The organism is Micromonospora sp. NPDC005237, assembly GCF_040607775.1.
Taxonomy (GTDB): domain Bacteria; phylum Actinomycetota; class Actinomycetes; order Mycobacteriales; family Micromonosporaceae; genus Micromonospora.
Map to the genome: position 1 here is coordinate 338,278 of NZ_JBEXHJ010000001.1, position 12,264 is coordinate 350,541.

Here is a 12,264-nt window from a genome sequence, read left to right on the forward strand (position 1 = left end):
TCAGCCCTCGATGTTGTGCATGACGTGCTTGATCCGGGTGTAGTCCTCCAGGCTGTAGACCGAGAGGTCCTTGCCGTGCCCCGAGTGCTTGAAGCCGCCGTGCGGCATCTCGGAGACGAACGGGATGTGCGTGTTCACCCAGACGCAGCCGAAGTCCAGCCGCCGGGTCATCCGCATCGCCCGGCCGTGGTCCCGCGTCCAGACCGAGGCCGACAGGCCGTAGTCGACGCCGTTGGCCCAGCGCACCGCCTCGTCCTCGTCGGAGAAGCGCTGCACGGTGATGACCGGCCCGAACACCTCGTCCTGGATGATCTCGTCGGCCTGGCGCAGCCCGGACACCACCGTCGGCGCGTAGAAGTAGCCACGCTCACCCTGCCGGGAGCCGCCGGTCTGGATCGCCGCGTGGTCGGGCAGCCGGTCCACGAAGCCGCTGACCCGGGCGAGCTGGTTGGCGTTGTTCAGCGGGCCGTAGAGCACGTCCGCGTCGTCCGGTGCGCCGGTCTTCGTGTTGCGGGCCTGCTCGGCCAGCGCCGCCACGAAGTCGTCGTAAATGCCCGGCCCGGCCAGCACGCGGGTCGCCGCCGTGCAGTCCTGACCGGCGTTGAAGTAGCCGCCCAGCGCGATGGCCTCGGCCGCCGCCGCCACGTCCGCGTCGTCGAAGATCACCACCGGGGCCTTGCCGCCCAGCTCCAGGTGGGTCCGCTTCAGGTCGGGGGCCGCTGCGGCGGCCACCTCCATGCCCGCGCGCGTCGAGCCGGTGATCGACACGAGCTGCGGAGTCGGGTGCGACACGAGGGTACGACCGGTGTCCCGGTCGCCGCAGACCACGTTGAACACCCCCGGCGGGAAGAACTCGGCGGCGATCTCGGCGAGCAGCAGCGTCGACACCGGCGTGGTGTCCGACGGCTTCAGCACCACCGTGTTGCCGGCGGCGAGGGCCGGGGCGATCTTCCACACCGCCATCATCAGCGGGTAGTTCCACGGGGTCACCTGGGCGCAGACACCGATCGGCTCGCGCCGCACGTACGAGGTGTGCCCCGCCAGGTACTCGCCGGCGGACCGCCCCTCCAGCAGGCGGGCTGCCCCGGCGAAGAACCGGAACTGGTCCACCGCCGGCGGCAGCTCCTCCTCGGCGGTGAGCTGGCGCGGCTTGCCGGTGTTGCGGACCTCGGCGTCCACCAGTTCGGCCGCGCGGGCCTCCACGGCGTCGGCGAGCCTGAGCATCGCCCTCTGCCGCTCGGCCGGGGTGACCTCCCGCCAGCTCTCGAACGCGGTGGCGGCGGCGGTCATCGCCGCGTCGACGTCGGCGGCCCCGGAGACCGGCGCCTGGGCGAACACCTCGCCGGTGCAGGGGTCGACCAGATCGGCGTACCCGCCGTCGGCCGGTTCGACGTAGGAGCCGTTGACGAAGTTGCGCAGCTGCTGCTGGTCACTCATGACGGGATCACTCCGAGGGGGGCCGGGGATGCGGTGTGCGGAGGTTATCGCAATCTTCCTGCCATCTTCGCTACTGAATTCGCGGCAGACAAGGGATACGGCGACTGTTTCCGTCGGCGGTTGTCTCGTCTACGCTGCACGGCGTGGAGCCCGCAGACTTCTTCGTCGCCTCCCGTCCCGCCTCCGGTGAGGGCGAGCTGACCGTTCACCATCCGTACGACGGCCGCACGGTGGGGCGTACCACCTTTGCCACCCGCGACCAGGTCGACGCCGCCGTCGCGGCGGCGGCCGGTGTGGCCGCGCAGGCCGCGGCCCTGCCCGCGCACGCCCGGGCGGCGGCCCTGGACCACGTGTCGCGGCGGCTCGCGGAGCGCGCCGACGAGGTCGCGACGCTGATCACCGCCGAGAACGGCAAGCCGGTGAAGTGGGCGCGCGCCGAGGTCGGGCGGGCGGTGTCCACCTTCCGGTGGGCCGCCGAGGAGGCCCGGCGCTTCTCCGGTGAGCTGCAACGCCTCGACACCGACCCGGCCGCCAGCGGGCGGATCGCCCTGGTCCGGCGGGTGCCGAGAGGGCCGGTGCTCGGCATCGCGCCGTTCAACTTCCCGCTCAACCTGGTCGCGCACAAGGTCGCGCCGGCCATCGCGGTCGGTGCGCCGATCATCGTCAAGCCGGCCCCGGCCACGCCGCTGTCCGCGCTGCTGCTCGGCGAGCTGCTGGCCGAGACCGACCTCCCCGCCGGCATGTTCTCGGTGCTGCCGCTGCCCAACGACCGCGCCGCCGAACTGGTCGCCGACCCCCGGCTGCCGGTCGTGTCGTTCACCGGGTCGGGGCCGGTCGGCGCGGCCATCCGCCGGCAGGTCCCGGAGAAGCACGTGACGCTGGAGCTGGGCGGCAACGCGGCAGCGGTGATCTGCGCGGACTGGACGTCGGACGAGGACCTGGACTTCGCCGCGCAGCGCATCGCCACCTTCGCCAACTACCAGGCCGGCCAGTCGTGCATCGCCGTGCAACGCGTGTACGTGCACCACGCGCTGCATGCCGACTTCCTGCCCCGGCTGGTCGCGGCGGTCCGCGCCCTGCGCACCGGAGATCCCGCCTCGGAGCTGACCGACGTCGGGCCGATGGTGTCCGAGGAGGCGGCCCGCCGGGTCGAGACGTGGGTGGCCGAGGCTGTCGGGGCCGGCGCCACCGTCGAGGTGGGCGGCGTGCGGGACGGCGCGACGTACCCCCCGACCGTGCTCACCGGTGTGCCCGCCGATGCCAAGGTCGTCGCCGAGGAGGTGTTCGGGCCGGTGCTGGTGGTCACCCCGGTCGCCGACGACCAGGCCGCGTTCGCCGCGGTCAACGACTCGGCGTACGGGTTGCAGGCCGGCGTGTTCACCCGGCGCCTGGACGTGGCCTTCTCCGCCGCGCGGGTCCTGGAGGTGGGCGGCGTGATCGTCGGCGACGTGCCGTCGTACCGGGCCGACCAGATGCCGTACGGCGGGGTGAAGGGCAGCGGCGTCGGTCGGGAGGGGCTACGCAGCGCGATGGACGACTACACCGAGGTGCGGGTCATGGTGCTGACCGGGCTGGCGCTCTAGCTCGGGTCCGCAGGCCAGGCGCCGTCGTCGCCGACCCGGGCGGGGGCGCGGCCGAGCAGCAACGTGGTGAGCGCGGCGTCGATGGTGTCGCCGAGGAACCACTCGCCGGCCTGGTCGAGGGCGAAGACCCGGCCGCGCTCGTCGACGGCGAGGATGCTGTCCTGCTGCTCGGTGCCGATCGGGAAGAGTCGCACGCCGAGCACCGCGCCGAAGTCCGCGAGGGTGTCGGCGGTGTGCGCGATGGTGTGCGGGCGGATGTCGAAGCGCGAGATCCACACCTGCGCGCCCGGGCCCCGCCGCGCGCCGACCAGGCTGGGGAACGCGGTCAGCGCCTCCACGGCGGCGGGAAAGACCTCGTGCTGGTGGACGGCCCCCGGCACGGCGGTGACGTCCCGCACGCCGGCGGCGGCCATGATCTGGTCACCGATGTGCGGTCGCCAGCCCGCCGCCACCAGCGCGTTGGCCACCTCGGGCGGAAAGCGGCCCGGGTCCGGGTCCGGCTCCGCCGGTGCGAGCCACGTCTCGGTGTAGGCCCGCGCCGACTCCGGTAGAACGTTGGCGCTCACCAGGAAAGAGGTGCACGAGTCGCAGGGTCGCTCCGCGGCGCCACCGGCCGGGTCACCCGGCTCGCGGATCCGGAAGATCTCGAAGCGCGCCGCCTCCAGCAGGGCTGCCGCCTCGGCCCGCCCCATCGGCTCGATGCCCTCGGCGGCCCGGCGGTGGTCGTACTCGTGCAGCACGTCGGAGACCACGATCAGCTCGGCGTGACACTCGGCGCCGCGGACCAGCTCGCCCGGAGGCCGCTCGTCCAGGTAGCTGCGGACGAGCGGGTGGTGGTTCAGCGCGACGGCGCCCTTCGTGCCCTGGGCCGTCCAGATGCGACCGTCGAGGGTCAGGTGTGCCACCGTGTTCGGCGTCGGCGCGCGACGGATCTCCCGGATCAGCAGGCTCGACGCGTCGACGGTGCGGGGCGCCGTCGGCCCGCTGGGCTGACTGCGTCGGTACAGGTCCGCCACCACCTCGGTGGGCACGCGGGGCCAGGTGGTGATCTTTCCGGTCCGCCTGTCGATGACGGTCGTCGGCAGATCGCCGGGGATCGCCCGCACCTCGCTCGACACGATCGAGGTGACGACGAAGCCGAGGTCGAACTCGTCGACCACCGGGGTGCACTCGTGGCCGAGGCGCTGCGAATCCCGGCGCGCCCACGCGGACGCGAGCTGCTCGGCCTGCTGACGGTCGATCACACATCGAAACTACCGGACTACACGAATCGATGGCGGCCGGTATGGTCTTCCCTACCGACGGTGACGGGAGGAGCGGCGGTGAGCGAACGCGTGGACCGGGACGCCAATCGCGAGCTACGGGCCCGATTCGACGACGTGTACGGCCAGTATCAGCAGCTCAGGTCCGGTTTGGACACTCTGCAGGCGCGGCTCGCCCAACTGCGGGTGACCCGGCGCTCGCCGGACGGCCACGTCACGGCGACCGTCGGCGCGCAGGGTCAGCTGGTCGAGGTCGTCCTGGCCCCGGCGATCTACCGGGACCGCGACGCGGAGGCGCTGAGCCGGAAAGTCACCGAAACGGTCCACGCCGCCGTGGCCGCCGCCACCCAGGCCACCCAGGACCTGGTCGCCGAGACCATGCCGGCCGGCACCGGCTCGGCGGAGTTCCTGCGTACCGGCGATTTCGGCGCGTTGCTCGGCCGCGCGGACGCCGTGCTCGGCCGCGGCGAGGGGCCGGCATGACCGACGGCCAGCTCTGGCTCGACGCGTCCCGCGCGCGGCGCGGTGGCGCCGACCTGGCCCTGTCCGGCGAGGCGGTGACGGCCAGCCGGGCAGCGGAGGGCGGCGAGATCGAGGCCGCCAGCGGCGCCCGCCCGTGGGGGCGCGACGACATCGGCGCCGCGTTCGAGCGCAGCTACCGCGGCATCGAGCAGACCGTGCTGCGCGCCTGGGCGGGCGTCGGGCAGCGGCTCACCGAGCTGGGCGCCGACGTGGTCAGCGCCGTCGACGCGAGCGTGCAGACCGACCAGAGCAGCGCCGCCCGGCTCGACCGGGCCGCCGACCAGCGCTGACGGCGGGTCGATCCGGATGAGCGTGCTGCCCAGCCCGATCCCGCACCCGCTCGACTACGCGCCCTGGGACGTTCCCGGCTGGATCTACGAGGCCCTCGACTGGGCGGTCGGCGTGCAGTGGCCCGAGGGCAACGAACGGGCCGTCTGGGACGTCGCCGACCGGTGGTACGCGGTCGCCGGCGTCCTCGCCGGTCCGCACGCCGACGCCGCAGCGGCCGCCACCGAGGTACGCAGCGGATACGGCGGTGTCGGAGCCGTCGACGCCGCGTTCGAGGCGGCCTGGCGTGGGATCGCCGAGGGTGCTGACGCGCCCCTGCCGGTGCTCCTCGCGGTCACCGCCGATCTGGGTCGCCTGGTCGAGGAGTGCGGCTGCGACATCGAGGGCGCCAAGCTCGAAGTCTGGATCGAGCTGGGCATCCTCGTCATCGAGCTGCTCTCGGTGGCGGTGGCGGCGCTGCTCACCGCGGGTGCCGCATCCCCGGCCGCCGGCGCGGCCATCACCGCCACCCGGCTGCTGATCCAGCAGATCTTCAAGCGTCTGATGGGCCAACTGGCGAGCAAGGCGCTGCGGCGGGGGCTCAAGGAGGCCGGCGAGCGCGCCGCCAAGGAGGTCGCCAAGGGTGGCGTGCGCGGCCTCGCCAAGCGAGCCACCCGGGAGGGGCTGGAGGAGGCGGCCGAGGAGTCCGGGATCAGCCTGGCCACCCAGGCGTACCAGAACTCCACGGGCCGGGCGCACGGCGTGGACCTGACCGACCTGGGCGCGTCGGCGGTCGGCGGGCTCGCCGGGGGAGCGGTCGCGCCACTGGCCGGCCTGGGCCGTCACGCGACCGGCCGCGCGGCGCGCATCGGCGAGCACCTGGGTCGGGAGATGACCGGCGAGATGTTCGCCGAGAGCGCCGCCAGCATCGCCACCGGGCAGGGCCTGACCTCGGTGGAGGACGCGGTACGCGCCGCCGCGTCCGGGGCCACCGGATCGGCGACCGGGCAGACCGACCACGCCCTGCAGGCCCGGCTGCACGCGCAGGCCAACGCCCTCGCCGGAGCGTCCTTCACCGGCCCGTCCCTTCCGATCCCCACCGCGCCTCCGCTGGATGCCTCGCCCCCGGAACTCGCGGCGTCCTCGCCTGCGTCTGCGTCGTCTTCAGCCCTGGGGCCGCTGTCTGGGGCTGCGTCCTCCCCGGGGTATCCGGTGGCGGATGTCGCCCAGCAGGCGGGGGCGGACGTTGTCGGCTCGCCGGTGCCGGCGGCACCCGACGCGACGTCGTCGGGCGTTGGGCACGGCACGAGTCCGGCGCTCTCCGCTGTCGCGGCGGATCCCACGCTCTCTGCCGTCGCGGCCCCGGGGCTTCCTGCTGTCGCGGCGGATCCCCTGCTCTCGGCGGTCACCGCGCCCGTGGCCGGCGCCGTTGACCCGAACGGCGGGCCGGTGGCGGGTGCTGGGCCGGCGGTCGGCGCGTCGCCGGGGATCGCCTCGGGTGCGGTCGCCCCGGGCACCAACGGCACGGTTGCCGTGCCCCCGTCGACCGGCCCGTCGCCGGCTTCCGTGCCCCCGTCGACCCTGCCGTCGGCCTCCGTGCCTCCGTCGACCCCGCCGTCGTCGGCTTCGGTGCCGCTGTCGACCGGCCCGTTAGCGGGGGGCCTTTCCCCGTCGGCGGCGGCGAGCACCGTGGGGCTGGCGACGCCGGTCGCGTCCGCCGGTCCCGCGTCGACCGTCGCCCCCGGAACGGCGTTTCCGTTCACGTCCACCGGCCCGGTGGCCGGTACGACGCCCGATGCCGCCGGCAGGCCCGGTGGGGGCGTGACCGAGACCGGCGGTGGCGCGGTCACCGGTGCGGCGGTGGGCCGGCACGCCGTACCCACGCGGTTCTCGACGCGGGAGGCGCCCGCGCCGGCCCGCGTACCCCGTCAACGGGCTCGCGGCCGGGCCTCGGTTCCCGTCGACGTGCTCGCGTTCGGCGACCCGTCGGTGTCCGTGACCGAGAGCGACGGGTACGCCGCTCGGTGGGTGGCCGAGGCGGAGGCCGCCGAGCGGCGGCGCTACCAGGGCCACTACGAGTCGCAGCGGACCGGGTTCGAGAACAATCGCCGGCAGGCGGAGGCCGCCCGCCTGCGGACCCGCGCCGCGGAGCACGACCGCAGGGCTGTCGAGTACGCGAACTACGCCCGACAGTTGCACCAGGCGGGGCACCGGCAGTGGGCCGACGGCTGGCAGCGGGCGGCGAACGACGAGACACGCGCGTACGCCCAATGGCGTGACCTGGCCGACGACGTGCTGGCGGGCATCAGGGCGCCGGCGGTCGTGGACCTCGCCGACGGCGCTTTCGCACACGCCAACAGCGACGTGGGCGCGCTCGCGCTCGGCGCGGTGGAGACCGCCGGCCCGTCCCGGCTCACCGGCGACGACGTACCCCCGCCGATCGACGACTCCCGGCCGTACGGGCAGCCGGGCGGGCTCCGGCCGCCGCTCGCCCTGCACCAGGTCGACGTCGAACGGCAGATGCCCCGCGACCTCGACGGCGCTGTCCTGCGTACCGCCGACCCCCGTCGGGGCGGCTGGTTCCGCCTCCTGAACGACGGCGGCCCCCAGGCCGACGCCACCCGGGGCATCAACTGCCTGGACTGCACCCTGTCGCTGTTCGAGACCTGGGTGCACGGGCGGCCGCGGGTGTCCGCGCCGCGCACCTTCGACGGCTACCTGGACGGCGACACCCGACGCCCGATCCGCGGTGAGGCGGGTGGCCCGGGCCGGGTGGAGGACGTGACCGGCGGACGTTTCCTACGCGTCCTCGCCTCGCCATCCGACCAACGGGCACACCCGGCGCAGGCGCGGCAGGCCGCCGACCGGGGGTACGCCAATCTGCAGGACCAACTGCTGCTGGGAGGCCACGGCAGCTACGCGTTCCTGATCACCGAGTGGGCGGGCGGCGGCTCGCACGCCTGGGTGGCGCTCAACCAGAACGGCACGGTCCTCTACGTCGACCCGCAGACCGGCCTCGTGCGGGACCGGCCGCTCTACCCCGACGTGGTCGGCATCGACGCACTCGTGCTGGGCGGGGACGGCCGGCCGATGCCACTCGGCGGGCTGCCCCGAGGCCGGTTCAGTGAACGTCCCGACCTGCCGACCCACCCACCGGCGTACGACGACGGCGGCCATGGCGACCCGTACATCAACCGGATGTACCTGCTGCTCGACGGGCCGGGCTCGGTGGCGGGTGCCCCGAGTGGGTCGCCCGGTCCGGCTGCGGACAGGCCGACGGCGGGCCGCGACCCGGCTGAGGTGCTCGCGCTGGCCGACAGTCTGGACGAGGTCTTCTCGGCCGGGGTGAGCCCGGGTGAGTTCGCGAGGGCGGTGGATCCACCGACCCTGCGGCGGCTGGTGCCCAGCCTCGACGACGCGGCCGCGCAGGACGTGTCGCGGCTACTCACGGATGCCCGGGTCCGCGACATGCTGGATACCGCCCTGCGAGAGCCACCCGCCAGCGAGCCGAAGCTGGCCGAGACGTTGGCCCGGCAACTGGCGCAGGCGCCGGACCTGGCGCGGATCATCCTGGCCAGCCCCGAGTTGGCGACGTCACTGACGGCGCGGCCGTTGACGTTGCATCACCTGGCGAGCCACCAACAGGCCATCGATGCCCTCGCCGACGTGCTCGACGACATCGCCCAGCAGGAGACGGCAGGTCCGGCTGCGGCCGACCGGAGGGCATCCCAGCCGCAGCCGACACCTCTGACCGACGAGCAGCGACGGATCAGCGCGAGTATTCAGGTGCCCGGCGATCCGCCGACTCAGCCAGGATTCGACAGGCGTCAACGAGGTGACCGGTCCTACCGCGAGCGTTACCTGGACGACCTCTACTTGGCGGCTGCTGTCGCTCAGGTGGAGCTGAATCAGTTGGCGATGTCGCTCGCCCAGGTTGGTGACCGTCGTGTCGGTGAGCCCGGCTGGCGCTCCCAACCCAAGGACCGCCGCCGAGCCGAGGACAAGGTGAACAAGTACCAGGGCGACGCGTCCAAGTTGTTCGATCTCGCGGCCGCCAAGGTCGAATTTCGCAGGCCCGACGACCTCTACGCGGCGCTCGGACGAATACGCGACCATCCTGACGTCGTGATCGTGCGTTGTCAGGACCGGTTCATGTCTCCCCAGGACAGCGGCTACCGGGACGTACAACTCGTACTGCGGACCCGGGACGGCCATCTCGCCGAGTTCCGCCTGCACCTGGCCGCGCTCGACGCGGTGGCGGTCTGGGAGCATGCGCTGTATGAGGTGCGCCGTGACGTGGACGCCCTGGCCCGGGCCGAGGGTCGAGCCATGAACAGTCGCGAGAGCGCGATCGCAGATGGCATCCTCCGCCGCGAGCAACAGTTGTTCTGGGAGGCACTGCTGTCGGCCTACGAGGGGAACGCTTGATGGCGCACATGCCAGGTCTGGTGCTCCCGGCTTACTACCTCTATTACCAGTCGCCAGTGAAGATCGTGGAGACGTCCGACGGCGGTGCCAGGGTATGGCGGGTATCCATCGACACCGGGGGTTGGCAGGAAAATAATGACCTCTTTGGCGAGATTGTCTTCGACGTCGGAGGAGAGGTATTTCGCCAAACTGCGGAAGAGTTCGTGCAGGAAGTTGAGCGTTTCCGGGCGCACTATCTGGTCGGCGAAGGTCCGATCTTCGCCCTCTACGAGACCGTGCAGGCACTCCGGGATGTGGCGGAGGCGGAAGGGCGACCGTTGACTCCGAAGGAACAGGCTCTGATCCGGGGGATTCGCCAGCGGACGTTCGTGATGTTCGAGGAGCAGCTTCGCGCAGCCGGCGATCCGGGTGCCGACCCCGAGTTGGCGACGTGACCCACGGTGCCGTCGGCGCAGGCTGACGGGCGCGCGGCGGTTGCCGAGGTGGACGGTTATCGACAAGAGTCGTCGTATGGCTGACTCACGCGCCGAGGCGACGACCTCCGACGGCGAACCCACGCGGACCTTCGGTTGGTCGTACCTGTTCGTTCATCCGGACGACGACCCGCGCTCGGATGGCAACTTCGCCGACGAGCGGACGGTGCTCGTCGAGTACCTGCGTGACCAGCGCCTCACGTTCGAACTCAAGTGTGACGGCCTGAACGCCGAGCAGTTGGCCCGGCGGGCGGTGCCGCCGTCGACGATGTCGCTGCTCGGGCTGATCCGACATCTGGCCGAAGTGGAGCGTGGTTGGTTCCGCAGGACCATGGCCGGCCAGGTCGCGCCCAAGCTGTACTGCTCGGACGACGATCCCGACGGCGACTTCGACGGCGCGGTGGCCGATCCGGTTGTGGTGGACGAGGCGTACCTCACCTGGCGTACGGAGGTCGAGTTCTCCGAGCGCTTCGTCGCCGAGGCAGCGGATCTGGGAGTGCAGGGACGGCAGCGGGACGGCAACGTCATCGTGCTTCGTCGGCTGCTGGTGCACATGATCGAGGAGTATGCGCGGCACAATGGCCACGCCGATCTCCTGCGCGAGCGCATCGACGGAAGGGTGGGTCAGTGATGGCCGAAGGGTCCGACATCCGGTTGACGCGGGCGCAGGAGCGCTATGAGCAGGCGGTCTTCGGCGGCGACGCGACGTCGTTGGACGAGGCGGAGCGGGATCTCGTGGCGTTGGAGGCGGACACGGCTCTGGCCCGGGGCCGGCTCCTGCATGCCCGCTTCCTGGAGACCGGTGCGGAGGACGCGGCCGAGCTGCGGCTCTTCGAGCGGGCGGCGCAGCTCTACCGCGAGCTGGGTGACGCTCGTGGCGAGGGGGAGTCGCTGTTCTGGGTGGGCACGGTCCACCAGGTGATCCGCCAGGACCAGGCGACCGCCGACCCGGCCTTCGCGCGGGCGCGTGAGCTGGCGACCGAGGCGGGCGACGAGCTGACCCTGTCGTACGTGCTGCGGCACCTCTGCTTCGGTGAGCAGGCCGCCGGTCGGGTCGACGCGGCGCGGGAGTTGCTGGCGGAGTCGACCCGGCTGCGCCGGGAGCTGTCCTTCACGCCGGGGGTCGCGGCGAACCTGATCGGTCTGGCGGACCTGGCGGCGACCGACGGTGACCGGGATGCCGCCCGCGAGCTGCTCGACGAGGCGGCCGAGCTCGCGGCCGGCAGCGGTGCGCACGGTGTTGCCCGGTGGGTGCAGGAGGCCCGCGACGAGCTGAAACTTGCCTGATCACGAGTAGGACAAGTAGCCGACGAGGTGACCGACGCCCTCGCCGACGGGCTTCGCCGAGCGTGATCGACTCGACATCGCCGATATGGGGGTGTCCGAGGACGTGGGATACCGCGATATCGCCGAAACCGAGTGGATCAAGGCCGGGGGCCGGTGTGGATCAAGGGTGGGCGCTGATGTCTGGTGGATCAACGCCGGACCTGGTGTACGTGCCGCGCAGCGAGGCGGAGGCGGTGGCCGTACAGGAGGAGTTGCGGCCGCTCGTCGACCTGGTCGGGCCGGGTCCGGCCGCGCCCGCGACGGTGGCCGGCCTGGACGTCGCGTACGCCGAGAGCGGCGACCTCCTCGCGGCGGCCGTGACCGTGCTGGACGCCCGGACGTTGGCGGTGGTGGATTCGGCGGTCAGTGTGGGCCGGCCTTCGTTCGGTTACGTGCCGGGGCTGTTCGCCTTCCGCGAGCTGCCGGCTCTGCTCGCCGCGCTGGACACGCTGACGACCAGCCCGGACCTGCTTGTCTGTGACGGGCACGGCGTGGCCCATCCGCGCCGGTTCGGGCTCGCCTGTCACCTCGGGGTGGTCACCGGCCTGCCTGCGATCGGCGTGGGCAAGACGCCGCTGGTCGGCGAGTGGGATCCACCGGCCGCCGAGCGGGGTGCCTGGTCGGCGCTGCGCGACGGGGGTGAGGTCGTGGGCCGGGTGCTACGGACCCGGGACGGGGTGAAGCCGGTCTTCGTGAGCGTCGGGCACCGGATGAGCCTGGACAACGCGACCGCGCAGGTGCTCGCGTTGACTCCGCGCTACCGCCTCCCCGAGACGACCCGTACCGCCGACCGGCTCTGCCGCGACGCCCTCGCCGGGATCACACGCTCCAACCTGGACGAATCGGGCGGTGGAGCCCTCGGCCCTGCCGACGGAGATCGCCGAGCGTGATCGACTCGACATCGGCGATATCGGGGTGTCCGAGGCCGTGGGACACCCCGACATCGCCGATACCGAGTGGATCAAG

Annotated in this window: 10 protein-coding genes; 8 read left to right on the forward strand and 2 right to left on the reverse strand. The window is 72.7% G+C overall.

All coding sequences use genetic code 11. The annotated features are described in order from the left end of the window. Positions 1 to 1,437 (reverse strand): gamma-aminobutyraldehyde dehydrogenase, encoded by a 1,437-nt coding sequence (locus ABZT87_RS01665; protein WP_355132907.1) that lies wholly within the window; start codon positions 1,435 to 1,437, stop codon positions 1 to 3. Positions 1,438 to 1,580: 143 nt separating this feature from the next. Between ABZT87_RS01665 and ABZT87_RS01670 the strand changes: the two genes are divergently transcribed. Beyond that, positions 1,581 to 3,020 (forward strand): aldehyde dehydrogenase family protein, encoded by a 1,440-nt coding sequence (locus tag ABZT87_RS01670; RefSeq protein WP_355132909.1) that lies wholly within the window; start codon positions 1,581 to 1,583, stop codon positions 3,018 to 3,020. On the opposite strand, the gene ABZT87_RS01675 is transcribed toward ABZT87_RS01670, so the two are convergent. Then, entirely contained in the window at positions 3,017 to 4,264 is a 1,248-nt protein-coding gene (locus ABZT87_RS01675) for an SUKH-3 domain-containing protein (RefSeq protein ID WP_355132911.1), read from the reverse strand. The two genes, ABZT87_RS01670 and ABZT87_RS01675, sit on opposite strands and share 4 nt — an antisense overlap. Before the next feature lie 78 nt (positions 4,265 to 4,342). Here ABZT87_RS01675 and ABZT87_RS01680 point away from each other — a divergent pair, with 78 nt between their 5' ends. The 7 genes from ABZT87_RS01680 (at position 4,343) to nfi (ending at position 12,188) form a co-directional block, all read left to right on the forward strand. After that, positions 4,343 to 4,765, forward strand: coding sequence for a YbaB/EbfC family nucleoid-associated protein (locus ABZT87_RS01680; RefSeq protein ID WP_355132913.1), 423 nt, complete (start codon positions 4,343 to 4,345; stop codon positions 4,763 to 4,765). After that, positions 4,762 to 5,094, forward strand: a complete 333-nt coding sequence (locus ABZT87_RS01685) for a hypothetical protein (RefSeq protein ID WP_354854288.1) — start codon at positions 4,762 to 4,764, stop codon at positions 5,092 to 5,094. Before ABZT87_RS01680 ends, ABZT87_RS01685 begins: the two co-directional genes overlap by 4 nt. A 16-nt stretch (positions 5,095 to 5,110) precedes the next feature. Beyond that, positions 5,111 to 9,499: a toxin glutamine deamidase domain-containing protein gene (locus tag ABZT87_RS01690; protein ID WP_355132915.1), complete on the forward strand. Its 4,389-nt coding sequence runs from the start codon at positions 5,111 to 5,113 to the stop codon at positions 9,497 to 9,499. Next, entirely contained in the window at positions 9,499 to 9,933 is a 435-nt protein-coding gene (locus tag ABZT87_RS01695; protein ID WP_355132917.1) for a hypothetical protein, read from the forward strand. The genes ABZT87_RS01690 and ABZT87_RS01695 overlap by 1 nt, the downstream gene beginning before the upstream one ends. Before the next feature lie 76 nt (positions 9,934 to 10,009). After that, positions 10,010 to 10,603, forward strand: a complete 594-nt coding sequence (locus ABZT87_RS01700; protein ID WP_355132919.1) for a DinB family protein — start codon at positions 10,010 to 10,012, stop codon at positions 10,601 to 10,603. Next, positions 10,603 to 11,259, forward strand: coding sequence for a tetratricopeptide repeat protein (locus ABZT87_RS01705; RefSeq protein ID WP_355132921.1), 657 nt, complete (start codon positions 10,603 to 10,605; stop codon positions 11,257 to 11,259). The genes ABZT87_RS01700 and ABZT87_RS01705 overlap by 1 nt, the downstream gene beginning before the upstream one ends. A 176-nt stretch (positions 11,260 to 11,435) precedes the next feature. Continuing rightward, positions 11,436 to 12,188 (forward strand): deoxyribonuclease V, encoded by a 753-nt coding sequence (gene nfi, locus ABZT87_RS01710; RefSeq protein ID WP_355132923.1) that lies wholly within the window; start codon positions 11,436 to 11,438, stop codon positions 12,186 to 12,188. Positions 12,189 to 12,264: the final 76 nt, after the last annotated feature.